This is a genomic window from Lactiplantibacillus modestisalitolerans (assembly GCF_005405425.1).
Taxonomy (GTDB): Bacteria; Bacillota; Bacilli; order Lactobacillales; family Lactobacillaceae; genus Lactiplantibacillus; species Lactiplantibacillus modestisalitolerans.
The window spans coordinates 1-20,612 of record NZ_BJEA01000007.1 but is presented as its reverse complement, the minus strand read 5'-3'; the positions used below and the strand labels follow the sequence as shown (position 1 = coordinate 20,612).

At 49.8% G+C, this 20,612-nt stretch carries 16 protein-coding genes; 12 read left to right on the top strand and 4 right to left on the bottom strand.

Translation table 11 applies throughout. From position 1 onward, the window contains the following. The first annotated feature begins 6 nt into the window (after window positions 1-6). The 3 genes from FFM79_RS04215 to FFM79_RS04205 are packed head-to-tail and all read left to right on the top strand — an operon-like array spanning window position 7 to window position 4,708. A complete protein-coding gene (locus FFM79_RS04215; RefSeq protein WP_137642224.1) occupies window positions 7-1,728 on the top strand; it encodes an ABC transporter ATP-binding protein in 1,722 nt (573 codons plus the stop codon). After that, on the top strand, window positions 1,725-3,506 hold the full coding sequence (locus FFM79_RS04210) for an ABC transporter ATP-binding protein (protein ID WP_137642223.1): 1,782 nt from the start codon (window positions 1,725-1,727) through the stop codon (window positions 3,504-3,506). The genes FFM79_RS04215 and FFM79_RS04210 overlap by 4 nt, the downstream gene beginning before the upstream one ends. 23 nt (window positions 3,507-3,529) lie before the next feature. After that, window positions 3,530-4,708: a DUF998 domain-containing protein gene (locus tag FFM79_RS04205; protein ID WP_137642222.1), complete on the top strand. Its 1,179-nt coding sequence runs from the start codon at window positions 3,530-3,532 to the stop codon at window positions 4,706-4,708. Between the two features lie 374 nt (window positions 4,709-5,082). Here FFM79_RS04205 and FFM79_RS04200 read toward each other — a convergent pair whose 3' ends face one another. Both FFM79_RS04200 and FFM79_RS04195 read right to left on the bottom strand, forming a co-directional pair. Next, window positions 5,083-6,219, bottom strand: coding sequence for a GGDEF domain-containing protein (locus tag FFM79_RS04200; protein ID WP_137642221.1), 1,137 nt, complete (start codon window positions 6,217-6,219; stop codon window positions 5,083-5,085). Window positions 6,220-6,377: 158 nt separating this feature from the next. Continuing rightward, entirely contained in the window at window positions 6,378-6,974 is a 597-nt protein-coding gene (locus FFM79_RS04195; protein ID WP_137642220.1) for a DNA-3-methyladenine glycosylase I, read from the bottom strand. Window positions 6,975-7,302: 328 nt separating this feature from the next. Between FFM79_RS04195 and rsgA the strand changes: the two genes are divergently transcribed. Beyond that, on the top strand, window positions 7,303-8,373 hold the full coding sequence (rsgA, locus tag FFM79_RS04190) for a ribosome small subunit-dependent GTPase A (protein ID WP_137642219.1): 1,071 nt from the start codon (window positions 7,303-7,305) through the stop codon (window positions 8,371-8,373). A 636-nt stretch (window positions 8,374-9,009) separates the two neighbouring features. On the opposite strand, the gene FFM79_RS04185 is transcribed toward rsgA, so the two are convergent. After that, on the bottom strand, window positions 9,010-10,389 hold the full coding sequence (locus FFM79_RS04185; protein WP_137642218.1) for a DHA2 family efflux MFS transporter permease subunit: 1,380 nt from the start codon (window positions 10,387-10,389) through the stop codon (window positions 9,010-9,012). A gap of 460 nt (window positions 10,390-10,849) precedes the next feature. On the opposite strand from FFM79_RS04185, the gene FFM79_RS04180 reads away from it, so the two are divergent. The 7 genes from FFM79_RS04180 to FFM79_RS04145 all read left to right on the top strand — a co-directional run bounded on the left by FFM79_RS04180 (window position 10,850) and on the right by FFM79_RS04145 (window position 18,935). Continuing rightward, complete coding sequence (locus FFM79_RS04180) at window positions 10,850-11,698, top strand: metal ABC transporter solute-binding protein, Zn/Mn family (protein WP_137642326.1); 849 nt, start codon at window positions 10,850-10,852, stop codon at window positions 11,696-11,698. A 373-nt stretch (window positions 11,699-12,071) separates the two neighbouring features. Beyond that, window positions 12,072-13,454 (top strand): glycoside hydrolase family 1 protein, encoded by a 1,383-nt coding sequence (locus tag FFM79_RS04175; RefSeq protein WP_137642217.1) that lies wholly within the window; start codon window positions 12,072-12,074, stop codon window positions 13,452-13,454. Continuing rightward, entirely contained in the window at window positions 13,454-14,929 is a 1,476-nt protein-coding gene (locus FFM79_RS04170; RefSeq protein ID WP_137642216.1) for a PTS sugar transporter subunit IIC, read from the top strand. The genes FFM79_RS04175 and FFM79_RS04170 overlap by 1 nt, the downstream gene beginning before the upstream one ends. 18 nt (window positions 14,930-14,947) lie before the next feature. Then, complete coding sequence (locus tag FFM79_RS04165; protein WP_137642215.1) at window positions 14,948-15,274, top strand: PTS sugar transporter subunit IIB; 327 nt, start codon at window positions 14,948-14,950, stop codon at window positions 15,272-15,274. 811 nt (window positions 15,275-16,085) lie between these two features. Continuing rightward, window positions 16,086-16,499 (top strand): PTS glucose transporter subunit IIA, encoded by a 414-nt coding sequence (locus FFM79_RS04155; RefSeq protein WP_137642214.1) that lies wholly within the window; start codon window positions 16,086-16,088, stop codon window positions 16,497-16,499. 313 nt (window positions 16,500-16,812) lie between these two features. After that, on the top strand, window positions 16,813-17,262 hold the full coding sequence (locus FFM79_RS04150; RefSeq protein WP_137642213.1) for a hypothetical protein: 450 nt from the start codon (window positions 16,813-16,815) through the stop codon (window positions 17,260-17,262). Window positions 17,263-17,462: 200 nt separating this feature from the next. Then, complete coding sequence (locus FFM79_RS04145; RefSeq protein ID WP_225424377.1) at window positions 17,463-18,935, top strand: cytosine permease; 1,473 nt, start codon at window positions 17,463-17,465, stop codon at window positions 18,933-18,935. On the opposite strand, the gene FFM79_RS04140 is transcribed toward FFM79_RS04145, so the two are convergent. Further along, window positions 18,913-19,857: a helix-turn-helix transcriptional regulator gene (locus tag FFM79_RS04140; RefSeq protein WP_137642212.1), complete on the bottom strand. Its 945-nt coding sequence runs from the start codon at window positions 19,855-19,857 to the stop codon at window positions 18,913-18,915. The two genes, FFM79_RS04145 and FFM79_RS04140, sit on opposite strands and share 23 nt — an antisense overlap. Before the next feature lie 184 nt (window positions 19,858-20,041). Here FFM79_RS04140 and FFM79_RS04135 point away from each other — a divergent pair, with 184 nt between their 5' ends. Beyond that, entirely contained in the window at window positions 20,042-20,299 is a 258-nt protein-coding gene (locus tag FFM79_RS04135) for a Mor transcription activator family protein (protein WP_137642211.1), read from the top strand. Window positions 20,300-20,612: the final 313 nt, after the last annotated feature.

Below are 20,612 nucleotides of genomic sequence, written 5' to 3'. Positions count from 1 at the left end.
TATTCAATGAAACGATTGATCCCATATTTTAAACGGTATCGGCGCGACGTCTGGTTAGCTTTGCTATCCGTGATTGTGCTCGTTTTTGCAACGTTGTGGCAACCCCGCTTGCTACAAGTGATTATGAACGCAATCATTAAAAATGACCAAACGACGGTACTCTATCAGGGGATGCTGCTGCTCGGGTTAGCCGTGCTAGGTATTATTGGCGGGGTCGTGAATACGATTTATTCTGCCAAGGTCGCGCTGGGAGTCGCTACCGACTTGCGGGCCGACCTGTACGCGAAGGTTCAAACGCTGGCGTTTGCCGACGTTGAGAAATTTTCGGCGTCCAACCTGGTCGTCCGAATGACTAACGACATTAACCAAGTTCAACAAATTGTGATGGCCAGTTTTCAACAAATTACGCGGATTCCGCTCCTGTTCATCGGGGCGTTTATTTTAGCGGTCGTGACCATGCCCGAACAGTGGTGGGTCATCATCGTAATGATGCTCTTGATCGTGGCGGCGGCAGTCTTTGCGATGCGCCGAATGACGGTTTACTTCGGTCAGACCCAGCAAGATATTGAAAACGTCAACACGGTGGCCCGTGAAAACCTAATGGGGATTCGGGTCGTTAAATCGTTCGTTCAAGAGCCAAACGAAATTCGTAAATTCTCCGAAAAATCGGACGAATTGACGGCGGTGACCGCTAAAATTGGTTACTGGTTTGCGATCTTAATGCCAATTTTCTTCCTGACGGCTAACTTAGCCGTGGGGGTCGCGGTTTATTTAGTTGGGCAAAGTATTACGACCCATCCGGGCTACTTGGCTGCGATTACGAGTTTTATTTCGTACTTAATGCAAATTTTATACGCCGTGATTAACGGGGGCTTTTTGATGACCTTTGCCGCGCGGGCCTTTATTTCGATTGGCCGGATTGACGAAGTGCTCGCCACCGAACCAAGTATGCAGTACGTTCCGGACGGTACCGACCACGTGAGCGGCGAGATTAGCTTTGAACACGTGACCTTCACGTATCCGGGTGACGACCGCCCCACCTTACGCGACGTGAGCTTTACGGTGCCCGCCGGTTCAATGCTCGGCATCGTTGGGGCGACGGGGTCTGGTAAGACGACCCTTGCCCAGTTGATCGCCCGCTTGTATGATCCCGACGCCGGCCAAATTAAAATTGGCGGGGTCGACGTTCGCGACTTGCCCGAAAAGACGTTACGGGCGACCGTGGCCTACGTCCTACAACGCTCGACGTTGTTTTCGGGGACGATTGCCGGTAACTTGCGGCAAGTTAAGCCGGATGCCCAGGTGCGCCAAATGCAGTGGGCGGCCAACGTGGCGCAGTCGGCTGAGTTTATCGAGCGCTTACCACAAACTTACGATGCGCCGGTTGAAGAACGCTCACAAAACTTTTCGGGTGGTCAAAAGCAACGGTTGGCGATTACCCGTGGGGTGATTGCGAATCCAGAAATTTTGATTTTGGATGACGCGACTTCGGCATTGGATGCCCGTTCCGAAAAACTAGTTCAAGAAGCGCTGGATCGCGAGCTCAAACGGACGACGACCATCGTGATTGCTGAAAAAATTGCATCGATCATTCGTGCCGACCAAATTCTAGTGCTGGATAACGGTCGCATCGCTGGTCAGGGGACGCACCAAACCCTTCTGCAATCCAGTGCTATTTATCAGGCCATTTACCAAACACAAAAAGCACGTGAGGAGGGGCTCAAATGAGCGATTTAAAAATTGCCGGTAAGTACTACTGGCACTACTTGAAGCGTTACTGGCGGGGATTTGCCATTAGCGTTATCTTAATTGCCTTTTCAACGTGGTGCATCGTCATTGCCCCGACCTACTTGGGGCGGGCGGTTGAAGAATTGACCCAGTATTTACAACAATGGACCAATCCCGCGACCCGCGGGCAGGCCAGCCTGGGCAGTTTTAACCATACGTTGGTCATTTACGTCCTGTTGTACGCCGGGGACGCGGCTTCGATTTTTATCTCTAGTTTGATTTTAGCGCGGGTGACCGCCTATTCAACGGGGACGATGCGGGTCGGCCTGTTCCGGAAAATGCAACGGATGCGGGTACAATACTTTGATACCCACAGTGACGGGGATATTTTGGCGCGCTTCACGTCAGATTTAGACAATATTTTTAACGCGATGAATCAGGCCTTGCTTGAAATTTTACTCGCCGTCGCCCAGTTTGTGGGCCTACTGATCGTGATGTTTAATCAAAACGTTACGATGGCCTGGGTCACAATGGCATCAACCCCGGTTGCGCTGATTGTCGCGGCGCTCGTCATGCGTAAAGCTGGCGTAGCCGTCAACCGCCAACAAGACGACATTGGCCGCCTGAACGGGTACATCAACGAACAGATTACCGGGCAAAAGATTTTGATTACTAACGGCTTGCAACAGGATTCGCTGAAAGGGTTCCACGCCTATAACGCGAAGGTCCGGCAATCGGCTTTGAGCGGTCAAATTTGGTCTGGGATTTTGAACCCCCTGATGCAGGGAATGTCGCTGCTCAACACCGCCATCGTGATCTTCTTTGGCTCGTGGCTCGCGTTAAATGGCCAAATGAGTACTGGCGCGGCGTTAGCGCTCGTGGTCGTGTTCGTCAACTACGCGCAACAGTATTACCAACCAATCATGTCCTTGACGAGTTTGTACAGCATGATTCAGCTAGCCATCACCGGTGCGCGCCGGGTCGATGAGGTCCGCCGGCAACCCGACGAGGTCAACCCCACCGATGGGCTTGCGCTTCAGGGGATTGATTCCGGCCTGAAAATTGATAACGTCCGCTTTAGTTACGTCCCGGACAAGGAAATTTTGCACGGCATCACCATCGACGTGCACCCCGGCGAAATGGTCGCCCTCGTTGGTCCTACCGGTTCGGGGAAAACCACCGTAATGAACTTACTCAACCGCTTTTACGATGTCGATAGCGGTCGGATTACGTTTGACGGGACTGACATTCGGCGCTTTGATTTGCAGGCGCTCCGCAAAAACGTCGGCATTGTGCTCCAGGAGCCGCAACTCTTTACGGGGACAATCGCTGACAATATTCGTTATGGTGACCCAACCGCCAGAATGGAACGGGTGATTGCGGCCGCCAAGCAGGCTAACATTCACGACTTTATCGTCAGTCTGCCAGCGGGTTACGAGACCGAAGTTTCCGACGAACAGAGCATCTTCTCAGCGGGACAAAAGCAATTGATGTCGATTGCCCGGACAATTTTAACGAATCCGCGCCTGTTGATTTTAGACGAAGCGACGTCCAACGTTGATACGGTTACGGAAGCGAATATTCAAGCGGCGATGGACAACGTTATTCAGGGGCGGACTAGCTTTGTGATTGCACATCGCTTGAAGACCATCCTGAATGCGGATAAGATTGTGGTATTGAAAGATGGCGCGATTATTGAACAGGGTAATCACGCCCAATTATTGAACGAAAATGGCTTTTATGCGGAACTATACCGCAACCAAATGGTATTTGACTAATAACGAAGTGGGGAAAGAAGAGCATGGCAGGGCAGGAAAAACGAGTACGGGTAACGATTCCCGCGTCGGCGTTTGTACGCGCAGGGATTCAACCAGATGAACAGGTCCAGGTTCGAGTTCGGAATGGTGAGTTGGTATTGGCTAAGCCGGGGCAAACGCCACCGGCTCAACGCCAACTCTACCTCGTTATTTGGCCATTGATCATTGCGTTACTAGCTGGGCTTGCCAGCTACGGATATTGGTGGCGGCAGGGCGTGGCGCCGGTGGGCTTGACCGGTAGCCAATCGATTGCCAGTCTGTCAATTGTGACCGGTTTGTTGACCGGGGCAATTTTATTTATCGGTTTTTTCTTGAAGACGCGCCAGGACCCCGATAAGCGCTTTTCAAAGCATATTTATTGGCGGAACTTTCCGGTGATTACGATCGCGTTCGTTTTAATTTTAGCGTTCGCGCTCGTGGGGGCTTTCTGGGTCCTAGAACTACTCTTTCCGAAGGTGGTTTTTGACCGGGTCACGTCGTTTTTGCTAGTTGCGTTGTTTACCTACTTTGCCGACGCCTTCATGATTGGAGCGGCACTCACGATTAGTGGCCGGATGCTTTCGACGGTGTTAACGGTCGTCATCGTGAGTGGCTGCGTCATCTCAATGGCTGCTAACGGCCAACGTCGCTGGTGGCAACATAACCTGAGCTTTCTTGGGACGGAAAGTGCCCGCAACGCTTGGCAGTTTAACCTGACCCTAATCTTTTCGGCGTTGCTAATGGTCGTGCTGATTGATTACATCTTCGTTTCCCTGAGTCAAATCTATACGCGGACGTGGCGGACTTCTAGTTTGAGAGGGCTGTTAACGCTGCTCGCGATTGACCTGGGAGCCGTTGGGGCGTTCCCGAATAATAATCAATTTCATTTACTCCACGATTTGGTCGCTGGCGCTTTGGTGACAATTTTAATCGTGTTAATTATTGGAATTCGCTGGCTACTTCCCGGTGTGACGAAGGACTTTGTCTGGCTATCCTACGGCGTTGGCGCGGTTTTACTGGTGTTGAACTTCGGCTTTCGCTGGTTTAACTTTCCGTCGCTGACGGCCTTTGAAATTCAGGCCTTTGCGATTTCGTTTGGTTGGATCTTAATGCTGTTTTCGCGGTTACAAGCACTGATGAATCAGGAGCCGATTCCGCTGACTGTGCAGTTAGAGTTAGAATGATAAGTATCACAAAACAAGGCTGTGACGCGTGTCACAGCCTTATTTTTACATTTAAATGAAACGTTTTGGACCGACTGGTATCTGCGCCTGCTACGCTAAGACACCATCGCCAAACCCAGGCGATAACGCCTTAGCTAGGCAGTGCTCAATACCTGCGAGGTAGTCGAAACGTGTTCGGGCCGACTGGTATCTGCGCTTGCTACGCTAAGGACACAATGCCAAAACCGGGCGCTTTTCTGCGATACAGTCGAAACGTGCTCGGACTAGCATGGTCCTGCGGTTAGCTACGCCACCGGCACCATGCACAGTTCGCATACTACCGGTGGCTAGGCTAATCCTCAGACCAAAGCGCTAGTCCTCACACTCTTTGCATTCTATTTCGCCGTTATCTGCATTCGACCGTGTTCCTTAGAATAGTATAGGTTTTGGTCGACCCGCTTGTAAAAATCCGTCGCGGTCTTATCCGCACTCGAAAGGGACGAGACCCCCACTGAAATTGAAATCTGCAAACGCTGCTCGTTAAACGGAACCTCAAGGTGGTTAACGGCACTAAAGATTTGGGTCACGATTGGCATCGTATCGTGCAAATCGTAGTTAGGGAAAACAATGTTGAATTCCTCACCACCGGTCCGAAATAATTTAGCACCGGGGTCGTTGACGTCCAACACCGCTTGGGCAATACTGACGACGTGTTTTAAAATTTCGTCGCCCGCTAAGTGGCCGTAAGTATCGTTGAAACGTTTAAAATGGTCGATATCAAACATCATCATTGAAAGCTTCAAGCTGTTTTTGCTGCTCGTTTGAAAACGATAATTGATTTCAGTCGTATACGCGGCATAGTTTCCCGTACTCGTGAGGGCGTCACGGTTCGCAAAGGCAACTAACTGATTTTCCAACTGGGTGTTATTTGCGAGCATGCTAGCGTAAATGTAAAGCAGAACCTCAAAAATGGCGAGATAGCCCAGTTCTTGCCAGTAAGTGGGCCAGTCGAGGGTGAACTTGAGCTTCATTAGTAGCCATAAAACACTCCCAAAGCCAACGCAAGTAACGTGGTAGACGAGTGCCCGAAACTGCCACGGATGGTCCGCTAAATTTTCGCGAAGCCAGCCAAGTGTCAGGAAGAATCCTAACAGGGTCAGGCCGTGGAGCCATGATTGCCAGGACCCGTACGACCCGTTGAAAAGCATGAAAGCAACGTCGATTAGAATTAAGTAATAGTACTTCACGTGAATGTTTAGGAAGTAGCCGCAGAACGTAACGGCAATTAACTGAAAGTTCATGAAAATCCAAGATTCGGGAGAGCCGGCAATTAACGCCTGCATACTGAAGGCAAAGACAATCATATAAATGAAGCCGTACCAAGTATTAACGGTCGTATCTTTAATTTTAAGGTGGTGCGTTCGAATCGCGGTCAAAATCCAGTTGATTGAGACCCAAAAAAGCGTTAAAACGCCAAGGACAAAAAATACACTGGTAATAAATGGTGGAATTTTCCACTCGGACCAGGTCATGGTTGAACCACCTTTCGCGATGAAATAACGTTTACCACTGATCAACTGATCAGGCCGGTAAACGTTATTTCCAGTATAGTCGATTAAATTTCGAATAGCGATAGGTAATTCATTAGTTTTAGCTTAAATTCACTAAATAATGACCTTAATTGTTCAATTTAGGTAGGCAAATTAGTTTTTCCGGGTCGCGGCCGGACTAGTCCCCGTTGGTCGGGGCGGGCGTGAATCAGGCCAACGGTTACGAGCCAGGCGTGGACCGTGACCGGGCCAACAAATTGAAAGCCGGCTTGCTTAAGGGTGGCTGCGAGTTGATCACCGACCGTACTGGTTCGTGGCAGGTCCGCGTAACGGCTAACAATCAGGCGGTGTTGCTGGTAACCGATTTGCTGCCAGAGGTACTGGTCGAAAGTTTGGTGCCGTTGAATCGCAAGCACGAGTTGGGCGTTGTGGCGGACGGCTTGGATTTTACGGTGGTTGCGGATGATGGTGGGGTCGTTTTGGAGTGAAGTAACGTCTAAGTCAATGATCCGTTCAAGTTGCCAGTTAGCGAATGCGCGCCGAAACGCGGCGCGCTTATTCAGGACACTACGCCAGTTGAGCCCGGCCGCAAAGCCACTTAAACTGAGCATTTCGAAGAGTTGGGCGTCGTCATGGGAAGGAACGCCCCATTCAAATTCAAAGTAGTGCCGGTAGGCGGGATTGTCTGGGTAGTAGCGGTTGTACAGCGGATCATCAGGAAACCAGGTAGTAATCAAGATAACACGTCCTTTCTTAGGGGGTTACTAATAACTACGGGAACGCGGTGCGTTGATTTTTTTAATTGACTAAATTTTTGAACCATGCTATTGTAACTGTAACTTATGTGAAGGAGGGTTGCTGGATGTCGGTCATCGGCTAGGTTATTGACAATTACTGAAGTGAGCTACGGCTCGCGCTAGTTTTGTGTACCCCAATACCTAGTTGAATATGATTGACATCCGCGACCCGCCAACTCGGCGACGCGGTCATTTGACGGCGTCTTTTTTTGCGCTTTTTTGGTCAATCACTAGGTGGGGGGTGCGCCTGAGAGGAATTTATAAAATAATGACAATTAATTTAAATAATTATGGTTTAACCCCAACTTTAAAGGCCACTGCCGACCAACAACCCACGATGACGCTTGCCCGGGTCACGGCCCAGCACCGCGAATTTTACCAAGTCATCACGGCCACTGGTGAATTGACGGCAATGGTTAGTGGGCACCAACGCCATCAGGCCAGCGGTAACGTGGATTTTCCAACGGTTGGTGACTGGGTCCTACTGACGGCGACGGATAGTGATCAGGCCCAAATTCAGACGATTTTACCGCGTCAGAGCGTGCTTGTCCGCGGTGCGGCTGTCGGTGATGGTCAGGGCCAATTGATTGCGGCCAACTTGAACACCGTGTTTATTTGTATGTCGCTGAACGCCAACTTTAATGTAAGGCGAATTGAACGCTACCTCACGATGGTCTGGGAAAGTGGTGCGCAGCCGGTCGTGGTGCTAACCAAGGCGGACGTCACGAACAATTTAGCTGAACAGTTAGCTGAATTGGAACCCGTTACGATTGGGGTGCCAGTCATCAGCTGTTCAGCTGAAATGGGTACCGGCTTATCGGAATTAACGCCGTACTTAAAGGCGGGCCAGTCGGTCGCGTTTATTGGGTCGTCGGGAGTCGGTAAATCGACCTTAATTAACCGGTTAATGGGTGCCGAAGTGATGACGACGAAGACGATTCGCAGTGCGGATGCCCATGGACGCCACGCGACGACGCACCGACAGTTGTTGCGGTTACCGGCGGGGGCGGTCGTGATCGATACCCCGGGGATGCGTGAATTGCAACTGGTTGCGGGTGATTTGGACCGCAGTTTTGTGGATATTGCGACGTTGGCGGCGAAGTGCCATTTCCGGGATTGTCAGCATGAGACGGAACCGGGCTGTGCGGTGCGGAAGGCCGTGGAAGCGGGCGAGCTATCGCCGGAGCGTTTGGCGAGTTATCGCAAGTTGCAGCGAGAGATGCAGTACCAGGGAATGGATGCGCGTCAGTTGGAGCAGGCAAAGGTGGCGCGGATGTTTGGGAGTCGTAGGGAGATGAAGAAATTTTTGAAGAGTGCGAGGCCAGGCGGGTTGGTCTGAGGATTAGCCTAGCCACCGGTGGTATGCGAACTTTGCATAGTGCCGGTGACGTAGCTAACCGCAGGACCAGCCTGGCCGAACACGTTTCGGCCATAAGGCAGAGAAGTGTTTATCGCCTGGGCTTGGCGATGGCGCCTTAGCGTAGCAAGCGCAGAGGTCAGCTGGGTTGAGCACGTTTCGGCTATATAGCAGGGGGCGAGTTTGTGCATGGTGCCGGTGACGTAGCTAACCGCAGGACCAGCCTAGCCGAACACGTTTCGACTGTAAGGCAGAGTGTGGAGGACCAACGGGTTGATGCTGAGCACTACCTAGCTAAGGACATGGTGCCGGTTTGGGGCACTGTGGCTTTAGCGTAGTAGGCGCAGGCGTCAGTTGGCCTGGAACACGTTTCGGCCACACAGCAGAAAACGAGCGCCCCCAGCAACCACAATGGTCGCTGGGGGCGCTTATTCGGTTCTGTGATATGCGGGTTTAATCTGCTAACAAAGAGATCAGTTGATTTGTTAAAAATTCAGCATGTTAACCAGAATATGTGGGTAAGAAAGTTGTACTTAATTTAATAGACGTTCAGCAGAATCAGTTTCACCCGCTGCTGGCGGCATATATATCAACATCGATTGGTACAGAAACGCTTACTCATGACTGTGATGTCGTTGGCTTCTGCTTGGTTAACGCCTTCGCCACGACTAGGGCGACTAGCAGTAAACTGAGGCAGACTAAAAAGCCAGCGGTGATGCCGTAAAAGCCGGCTTGTTGCGTCCAGTGCTGGTTGACGTTGGCGACGACCGCCACGATCAGCGCCGTCCCGAACGAGGCCGCCACTTGCCGAATCGTGTTGAAGGTTGCCACGCCGTCGGGCACAATGTCGTATGGTAAGAGCCCCAAGGCGTGCGTTTGCAGGGGGATTAACATGGTGACTAAGCCGAACTGGCGGACGGTTTGGAAAATTGCGAGGACCACCGGTGTGCTGTTGGTCCCAATCAGCGCTTGCAGGAGCGTGCCCAGGCAGTCAATCGTCAGACCGGTATACACGAGCCAGCGAACGTCGAGGCGGTCGTATAAGCGGCCACTTAGCCGTGAAAGGGTCCCCGTTAGGAGTGCGCCGGGCAAAACGACTAGCCCGGAAACGAGCGCGCTGCGGTGCTGAATCGTTTGAATTAATAATGGCAGTAAAATGGTATTGCCGTACATGGTGGCCGTGATCAGCGTGTTAATGGTGGTCGCTACGACGAACTGTTTGTGGCGGAAGACGTGTAGGTTGATCAACGGATCGGTGTGGTTGCGTTGGGAACCAATAAAAATAATGGTAAAAATTAGGCCAACCGCAATCAGCCCGGCGACCCGCCACGACCAGAAGTGGGCGGCGGAAATGCTAGATAATCCCATTAGTAGCGACCATAAGCCGATGCTGATGATGATCAGGCCCCGCAAGTCAAAGCTGGGGAGTTCGTTATGGGCGATGTTTGGTAATATGAACCAGGCAGCCAGTAGCGTGAGCGCAATCAATGGAATAATGATAATGAAAAGGTAGCGCCACGAAAGGTAGTCCAAAATAATTCCTGAAATCGTTGGCCCAATAATGGGAGAAAAGTTAAAGGCTAAGCCGATAATTCCCATAATGGCGCCCTTCTTTTCCGGTTGGGCGTAGCGGATGGCGAGAACGTTAACGAGCGGCATCATCATCCCAGCGCCGATGGCTTGAATCATCCGGGCGATGATGACCACGATAAAGTAGGTTCCAGTCGCGCCGAGGGTCGTCCCAAGTAAGAAAATGGTCGTTGCGATCAGAAATAGGTGGCGAAACGAAAAGCGTTTGATCAGGAAGGCACTGACCGGAATCATCAGTGCGTTGACCAGCATGTAACCGTTGGTGACCCACTGGACCTGTGCTTCGGTAACGTTAAAAACGGTCATTAATTGTGGGAGGGCGGTGTTCATCAGGGTGGAACAGAGAATCCCGAAGAACGTTCCGAACACCATTACAATTAAGGACCGGGTGATGCGTGGATTTGTCATGGTTACAAGCCTCCAATTGATAATACTAGTTTAGTTTGACATAATCGTTAGCTTTGTCAACTATTAGCAGAGTAACCGTTGATTAATTAAGTCACTTATCAAAAAAATGGCCGTCAACCGCTCCCGGAAGCGGATTTTAGACGTCAGCGGGCGACAATTCCGGCGGCTAGTTACTATAATAAGAATTAGCCAAGATGTTTAAACAACCCTGCCGTTTGAGTGCCAAGCTTGAACGTTGCAAGCTGTCACCAGTAACACCCGAAGCGCTAGCCCGTAGTGGCTGGCGCTTTTTTAGCACTTTTTAGTAAATAGTAAAAATTACTATTTACATTTACACTTTGAATTGGTATGCTTTAAAACGTAATAATTACTATTTAATTCTTTTGGAGGGTTTACCGTGTCAAAAAAATGGGTTCGATCAATCGCCAGCTTGGTGGCAATCGTCAGCATCAGTTTCCTGATGGGGTGTCAGAAACAGCAATCAGCGGGAAATGACAAACTACAAGTGGTTTCGACAACTAACTTTTATGGGGAGGTTGCCAAGGCCGTTGGTGGAGAGCACGTTCAAGTTAAGTCCGTCATTACGCAACCCAGCGTGGATCCGCACGACTACGAGCCAACCACGGCGATTGCTAAGCAAGTTGGTCAAGCTGACGTTGTGGTGGCGAACGGCCTCGGTTATGATCATTGGATGAATAAGTTAGTTAAGTCAACGAATCAAGCGACCTTTGTACGGGTTGGAGAAGACGTTCTCGGCAAAAAGACCGGTGCTAACGCCCACCTTTGGTACCGGCCCAAGACGATGCAGCAGACGGCGACCTACTTAGCGAAGACCTTCGCTAAGCAACAACCGGAAAACGCAGCTACGTTTAAAGCGAACGCAAAACGCTACGTAGCGAAATTGAAGCCGGTCACGCAAGAATTAACCGCCATTAAGCAACGAGTTGCCAAGCTGCCAACGAAGCAAGTGTACGTGAGTGAGCCCGTCTTTGACTATTCGCTGACGGCAGTTGGGCTGACCGTTGCCAACGCGAACTTTGAGCGGGCGGTTGAAAAGGGGACTGACCCGGCGCCTAAGGTAATTCAACAAATGCAAACTGGCATAGCGAATCATAAAGTCGCGTTGTTCGTTCAAAATAAGCAGGTCAGCGATCCAATCGTTAAAACGATGGTTAAGCGGGCGCAGCAAGCGAACGTCCCAGTTTTGGATGTGACCGAAACCATGCCGGCTAAAACTAGTTACCAAAGTTGGATGTTACAGCAATACAAACAATTAAATCAATTGCTTGCGTCAACGGCGGCCAAGTAAGTGCCGCAACGTCCCTGGTTACTCACCTCATTCTGGTGAATTGCCGGGGGCGTTTTGCGTAGGTTAATTTAAATGAGCATTAAAATTGTCAACCGGCGCAAACTTCGCTAAAATTCTAATTCCAATTAAGCTTAGTTGGTCAATTATTGCGGCACTTAAACGAACGTCATCAGTAAAAGTAAAGCTTTTGTAAAGGTGTTTAACTGCAGAAAACGCCGTCGTTATCGCATTTTTGATGTAACACACTATGAAATGTCAGCCTTGAAATTAACAAATGTATATATTTTTACAAAAAAAGTATTGATTTTGGGGCTGGGATGGGCTAATATTTTTGGTGAGGAAAACGCTTTCCGAAAAAGTAAGGAGGTTGATGATGAAAATGGCGCGACAAATGCCTAAAGATTTTTTCTGGGGAAACTCAGTCTCCAGCATGCAAACTGAAGGTGCTTGGAACGAAGACGGCAAGGGACGTTCGGTTTACGACGTTCGTCCGGCGACCGCTAATACTTCGGATTGGCACGATGCCATCGACGAGTACCACCGCTACGAAGAAGATCTCGACATTATGCAGGCGTTGCATATGAATATGTACCGCATTCAAATTTCGTGGTCGCGGGTCGTTCCCGATGGCGATGGTGATTTTAATCCGAAGGGAATCGCGTTTTATGACCGCTTGGTCGACGCGATGTTAGCCCGGGGCATTACCCCGATGATCTGCCTGTACCATTTCGACATGCCGTTAGCGTTAGCTGAAAATGAAAACGGGTTCATGTCGCGACACACGGTAGATGCGTTTGTCCGTTTTGGGGAAAAGATGATTGACCACTTCGCTGATCGTGTGAAGTATTGGATCGTGTTTAACGAGCACAACCTGTACTTTACCGATGAGGTCTTCAACATTTCTGGTTACACGCATGGTGACAAGAGTATTAATGACTTGTACCGGATTTTTCACCACACGATGTTGGCGCACGCCCGCTTGGATAATTATGTGCACAGTCACTATACCGACGTTCAAATCGGTGGAATGTTGGCTTACACACCAGTTTATCCAGAAACGGCGAAACCAATTGACGTGATGTTGGCGCGCAAGAGTGATGAGTTCTTAAACAATAACTTGAACGAAGCCTACGTCCACGGTCATTATTCACCAGAAGTCATGCACTACGTTGAACAGAACGGAATTGACTTTGATTTACAGGCCGGTGATTTAGAAACAATCGCCAAAATGAAAGCGGATTTTTTAGCCTTTAGTTATTATCGTTCGACGGTGATCAACGGGGACAAGGTTCCTGCGGATGCCGTTCCGAACCGCTATCTCAATTATTCGTTTGAGACTAACCGCTTCCTGCCTGCCAGCGCCTGGGATTGGACAATTGATCCACTCGGCTTCCGTAATTTGATCACGAAACTTTATGATCAGTACCAAGTTCCCGTTTTCCCGATTGAAAATGGGATTGGTTTAAAGGAACACTGGGATGGCGAACATCCAATTCAAGATGACGCCCGCATCAGTTACCACCGTGAACACATCCAAGCAATGAAGGATGCAATGTTTATCGATGGCGCTAAGGTCTTAGGTTACCTTGGTTGGGGACTGATTGATATTCCAAGTTCACACGCGGATATGGAAAAACGTTACGGTGTCGTTTACGTTAACCGTAGCAACCATGATCTGAAGGATCTAAAACGGGTTCCCAAGAAGTCTTATTATTGGCTGCAAGGGGTATTAGCAAAAAATGGAGATGAATTGTAATGGAAAATAGCAATAGCGGAAATGCTTTTAGTAATTTCATTAACAACAAAATTTTGCCACCAATTATGAAGTTCGTTAACACGAAGCCGGTTAAAGCCCTACAAGATGGGATGGTTTACGCGTTACCATTTATCATTATTGGGTCGGTATTCTTAATCTTATCGAACATTCCGATTGCGTCGGTTGCCGATGCCATGAAAGCATCCGGTTGGTCGGCATTCTTCAACCAAGCTTACACGGTGACGTTCGGGGTCCTATCACTCTGGGCAGCCGTTGGGATTGCGTACGTTTACGTTCGGAATGAAGGTTATGAGGCGCTCCCAGCCGGGTTAACGTCAATGGCCGTCTTCCTCTTACTTCAAACTTTGAACATTGCCAATCCATTGGTTGCCGCAATGGGCAAAGCTGGTTCTGGGATCACCAACGCCGCTGGTCAAGTGGTCATGTCTGGTTCTCAAGTTTCAGCGAACATTGATAAGTTACCGTCCGCCCTTCAAAGTTTTGTTCAGGCGCCAGTAACTGGGGTTATTAACATTACCTGGTTAGGTGGTCAAGGGATGATCGCCGCCATCATCGTTGGGATTTTAGTTGGTTGGTCATACTCCGCAATGATTCGCAAAGGTTGGAAGATTACGTTACCAGAACAAGTTCCAGCTAGTGTTGCGAACCAATTTACGGCGATGATTCCAGCCGGTGTGATCTTAATCGTCGCAATGTTAATTTACGCGGCCTTTGCTTCATTTGGTAGCACTGACATGTTGCAATTTATTTACAAAGTTCTTCAAACGCCACTGCAAGGGTTATCCGATTCACTTGGTGGGGCGCTCGTAATCGCGTTCTTAGTACCATTCTTCTGGTTCTTTGGGGTCCATGGTGGTTTAATCATGGGTGCCATCACCAGTGGGTTATTAATTCCAAACACGTTCGACAACGCCAACCTTTATAAAGCCGGCAAATTGACGGTTGAACAAGGCGCGCACATTGTTACGAACGAATTTTACAACAACTTCATTAACTTGACTGGTTCTGGGATTACCATTGGGTTGGTTATCTTTACCTTATTTGCTGCGAAGTCGGTTCAATTTAAGACGATTGGGAAAGTTGAATTTATCCCAGCATTGTTCAACATTAACGAACCATTCCTGTTCGGGTTACCAATTGTTATGAACCCATTCTTAGCAATTCCATTCTTCTTGACGCCAGTTATCGTTGCCTTATCAACTTACTTGGTTATTCGCTTCGGGATTGTGCCACCACTGAACGGGTTTGCCGCGCCGTGGACGACACCAGCGATTATTTCCGGCTTCCTGATTGGTGGTTGGAAGATGGCCATTTGGCAAACCATTACCTTGGTTATGTCAACGGCGATCTACTTCCCATTCGCTAAGAAGTACGATGCCATCTTAACGAAGCAAGAAGACGAAAAGGCTGCTGCTGAAGCCGCTGCTGGCAACGCTGCAACTGACAAGATGTAAGCAGGAGGTTAATTGATTATGGCTGAAAAAATTATTATGCTGGCTTGTTCAGCAGGGATGTCCACGTCATTACTCGTGTCAAAAATGCAAAAGGCTGCTGAAGCGGACGGTTTAGATTATAAAATCTTTGCCACGTCTTCAGCGGATATCGACCATCAACTCGCGGCGGACCCGCATCCGGACGTTTTGATGCTCGGACCCCAGGTGCGTTACATGGCCAATGACGTTAAAAAGAAGACCGACAAAGTTGGGATTCCGATGGACATCATTAACATGTCGGATTACGGCATGATGAACGGCGAAAAGGTTTTACAAGCAGCCAGAGCGTTGCTTAACGATAAATAAATTCATTACAAGCTTTAAATAACTGATCATATTTGGTCAGGGCAGGTGATTAGACGATGAATCGCTCGGACGCGACGCGCGGTTAACTTTAGCATCGTTAATACGATCATCTGGATGACCAAACTAAACACTGACTAACCCTAGATAGTTGGTTTTAACACTCCGTCTGCAGACGGGGTGTTTTTTTAGTTTGGATACCTGGAGGATGACGGTATAGCAATATTAATGGCTCTATACCAATTGGTGTTGAGGTTGCCGCCAGCAGCGGGTGTAACCGGGTGGCTGGAACACTGCGGGCATCGATTTGAGCTCACTCAGCAAATCACTGAGCAATCTCAAATTCGAGCCTTATTCTAAGTCGGAAGCAACCCACTTCCGACTAAGAATAATTTCGCAGTTGAGCCATGGTTACACCCGCTACTGGCTAGACTGACTTTTATACTGAGATTCACGGGATGCTTTAATAAGGCTAAATTAATGAAGCTGATTCCGCAAAATGGTTACTAAACTTAACTTAATCTTGCTTGCTATTTTGCTAGTCACAACGAATTGATTGAAAATTCAATTGGCAGCCTTCATAGCAAATCAACGCCAAATATCATAGACCCGCATTAATTAGTGCGGCGTCTTAATTCATACAAACCAACGCCATTGATGACCGTTTTAAATTATTTAAACTTTTTTGAACTTTCCCCTTGACCTGAAACCCGTTCGAGCCGTTACCATGAAGTCAGTTAAGGAAGTTCAACGTGAACAACGTTGAAAGGTCGTTACTGCTAGCGCTAACGGACAATTATAGGAGGTTTTGATCATGGGACTATTTTCATTTGGTAAAAAGGTTAAGTTATACGCACCAGTAGATGGGCAATTGGCTGAACACGACACGGGTTTCACGATTGTACCGGAACGCCACCACGTTTACAGTCCGGTGAGCGGCAAGATTAGTGCGTTGGCACCGGAGCAACGTGCCATTCACTTGACGAGTGGTAAACTGCAGATTACGTTACATTTAGGCGAAACGGATGCGGAACCCGCATTCTACGTACACGAAGGCGATGAAGTGACGCCCGAAACGCCACTGGCCTTTGTGGACCAACCCGAAATTGAAAAGACCCGGGTAAAGGTGGCTGTGGATAACGCGGCAACCCACGCTAAAAAGATTGACTTATCCACCAGTGGACAAGTTAGTCATGACCAAGAAGTGGCGACGGTCACGGCCCGGTAAACATTTATAAAGGATGAATTAATGAAAAACGTCGTTCGGAATGAACGGCGTTTTTTTTTACGGCCGGCAAGTTTTGATTAATTAGAATTAACTAAGGATTGTGAATTAACCTTCAAACTAGGTTGACAATTAACCTAGTTATTATAAAGTTAAAGTGTCGAAGACAAAGTTAGTTAGCATGCTAACACGGGTAATTGGCGTCTAAAAAGCTGGTGGGGGCCGGCTTTTTAGTGACCAACTTATCGTTTATTAATGAGCAAGTGCTAGCGGCGCGCGCCAGCACTTAATTATGATGACTTTGGAGGAAATGATGATGGCTGAATTTAAATCAGTTTCATTTTGGGTGGCGAAGACCATCGTGGCGTTCGGAATGGCGACCGTCATGAGTATCGTCACACCCGTACTATTGGGGGCACCATTAGTTTTCCACAGTACGGTCTTTTTGATTGTGACCACCGGGTTAGTGGCGTTGTTTTCCACAACCTGCTTACCAATTCCGCGTTTTTGTCGCTGGGTGAATCACTTATTCACCGTTCGTTCGTCGGCCTTGTTTCAGGATATTTTATTTACCATTATTTTAACCGCGATTATGGCAACGGCGGCGCAATTGTTATCGGGACAGGTTCAGTTGATGTTTTGGGTGGCGACGGCCCGGATTTTCCCGTGGCTGGTGATCGTGGCCTATTTCAGCGTGATGTTATTTAAGCGCGTTGCGAAGCGGGTAGTGGCCCGCATGAGTTACCGTCAGCGTCCGGTTGGTTAACGAAAATATTATAAAGCCGATTGGAACACTAAGTGAACCGATTACAAGTTCACCGCGTAGTTGACGACTACTCAAAATCTCCGTAGAATACCTTTTAATAATTAAATTAATGCGCACTTACGCACTGATTAATGCGGCGGTCTCTTTGTTGAAATCCGCCGCTTTTTTCATGCGGTGGTGGGCTTGAAAGGGTGGTACGGATGATGGATAAAACGGCACAAACGCGAGCCGTCAAAACGAGTGGGGACGCAGAATCGACCGGTACGGCCCAGCTACCCGCGCACTTGCGACCAATTCCGCGGGAGCGGCGACACATGACGAACTGGGATTTATTTGCGACCTGGGTGGGGGCTAACGCGAATAACGGGACTTGGTACATCGGCGGCGTCATCGCGGCCTGTGGGCTGTTGACCGCCTCTAAGACGCTCCTAATTGTTGGGGTTTGCGCCTACGTGCTTTTGGCGTTAGCCAGTTACATGGGTTACCGGACCGGGTTACCAGCGATGGTGTTGACGCGGGCGTCGTTCGGCGTTCGGGGCAGCCGGCTACCATCGCTGATCAACTTGATTCAATTTATCGGTTGGGCGGCCGTTAACACCTTCATTGCGGCAACGTCGATCAGTTACCTGTTAAGTGGCCTGTTAGGTTGGCCACGTTACGGGCAACCCGGCGGCCAGCGTGGTTTGGTATTGGGAATCTTAATTATGAGCGTGCTGCACCTCGTCAGCATTTCCCTCGGTGAACGCTCGATTCGCTGGATTGAGCGGCTGGGGATTGGCTTGGTGATTATTTTCGTGATTTGGGAAAGTATTGCCGTTTTCCGGTTAGTATCGTGGCAGGCGCTGCTGGCCTGGCAACCGCCGACTCAACTTAAAATGTCATCCGGGATGGCGGCCGATACGTTAGCGGCATTTAACCTGGCCTGGGTGACGGCCGCGGCGGACTTTAGCCGCTTTACGGCCAAAAAATCGGCGGCTACCACCGCCTCCTTTTTAGGGGCCAACGTCGGCCTATTCTGGTTTGCGCTCATTGGACTGGTAGCCACGATTGGAACGGCGGTGACGCTGAATCAGTTTGATCCGAATAACTCGGATCCCAGCACGATTGCGGCGAAGCTCGGCCTCGGGGTGCTGGCGTTACTCGTGATTGTTTTGACGAGTACCACCGCCAACGCCGTGAACTTGATGTCGGCCGGTGCGGCGCTCACTAACTTGTGGCACCGCTGTTCATTACGGGTCAGCCTCTGGCTCGTAACGTTGGTGGCCACGGTCGTCACGTTCTTACCATTGTACTTTGCCAGCTTTTTGACCGTTTTTGAAGGCTTCCTCGACATGATTGGCATGCTACTGGGCCCGGAAATTGCTATTTTTCTCGTTGATTATTTCTGGCTAAATCGGCGCCACTACCAACTCGCCGCGTTCAATCAGGTCGGGGGCCGGTATTGGTACCAGCACGGCATCAACTGGATCGCCGTCGGTACGTGGGGGCTCGGGGTGGCCAGTTACCTGGCCCTCAAACAGTGGCCGCTAGTGGCCGACACGGTTGGCGCGACCCCGCTAACGATGGGGCTGACGGCCCTGTTGTATGCTGGGGGCCAGGGATGGTATCTCCGACATCAACGGGTAAAAGTGCCCGCAACCGCAAGTGCCGTTAGTGATAGCGGTCGAGACTAGCCCGCAGGCTCGCTTGGATTTTAGCCACTAAGCTGGCGGGCGCAACGACTTTCACGAGCGGTCCTTGACTTAAAAGCCACATTTGAGCGCCGGTATCGATGGTTTCAGCTTCAATCAGCACGTGACCGTCGGGGTAGCGTTTTAACACCTTGGCCGTTGGAAAGCGGTCCAAGGCCGCTTCAATAATCCCAAAGAATTCAAACTGTAAGGCCACCTGGTCGCCCGGTTGCATGTATTGCAAATAGTGGCGCAGGTGGCCTTCTTCGACGCGTTGGGCGCGGTTCCGGGTAATTTTTTCCGGGGAACGGTGGTAGTCGCTGATGCGGTCGATGCGATAGTAGCGCACCGCCTGATAGCGCGGCGTGTAGGCCACTAAGTAGAAGTAATACTCTGAAAAAATAACCGCTTGGGGGAGAATCGTGCGGTCCTCAACGACGTGGTGGCGATTATGGTAGTTGATGGTAATCGCCATTTGCCGCGGAATGAGCTGGCTCAGTTCCCAAATTCGTTGGAGTAGCGGCTGACCGTGGTGAACTGGTTGGTAGTAGAGGCGCTCGTTACTAATAATCGGCTGAATGTCGCGCTGGTCGCGTTGTGGCACCAACCGCAACAGCCCGTTAATCGTGGTCGCCATCTCCGCTTGCGTGAGTGCCCGACTCGCCAGTAAAATCTTGACGATCGTTAAGATTAGCGGCTTAGAAATGCTGTCGGCGTGCGCCACCAGTTGGTAGCCGCCAAGTTTACGCCGGTAGCGTAACTGGTAGGGCAGGTGTTGATCGGCAATGAACGTTTTTAATTGATGAAAATCGCGCTGGATGGCGCGCGGATCGACACCAAACTGGTCAGCCAGCTGTTGCTTGACGAGTAGGTGATCGGATAAGAGTTGTTGAAAAAGGTAAAGTTGTCGGTAAGCGGCGTTCATGGGAATCCCTCCAAGGATGACACTTGTCTAGCACAAGTGCCGGTTAAACCGGTTGCGGTTCGGGCGAACTTTTTACAAGTAAAAGAACTAACTAGACAAGATACGTCTACCTTCGAGGGTAAGCTAAAGCCAACAATAAAGCAAGGGGTCACAACCGCCCCCTGCAGAAATGGGGACTTTAATCATGATAAAACCAACGGTCGACGAAGCAGCGCTCAATCCATTTTATGCGGATCTCAGTGAGCTGATTGGGACGGATGCGATGCTGACATTATTTGAAAACTATCGGGGGATGCAACTGACGATTCCGACCCACTTGTACGAACGCACCCGGGCAGCCAAACGCGTCCGCGAGCGCTATGACGGGCAAAACACCCGTCAATTAGCCCGCCAGTACGGCTATTCGCAGCGGTGGGTGGTGAAGACGTTGCGGGAAAACTAAGTGCTAAGCGGTGAACCTGAGAAGACCACGGTTCCGTGGTGTGAGTCATGCTATCAGTGGCTGACCTAACGGATATTTACTGGTCTGATTCAGGCGAGCCATCAAAAAGGACCTGCTCCGGTTTGGAAGCGGGTCCTTTTTGGTGGCTTTGATGAATGGTGGAAATGCACGCTAAACTAGGGGGGTGCCTGCGCTTGCTTGGCTAAGGCGCCATCGCCAAACCCAGGCGCTTATCTGCAATATAGTCGAAACGTGCTCGGGCTAGCATGGTCCTGCGGTTAGCTACGCCATCGGCACAACGCAAAAACCGCGT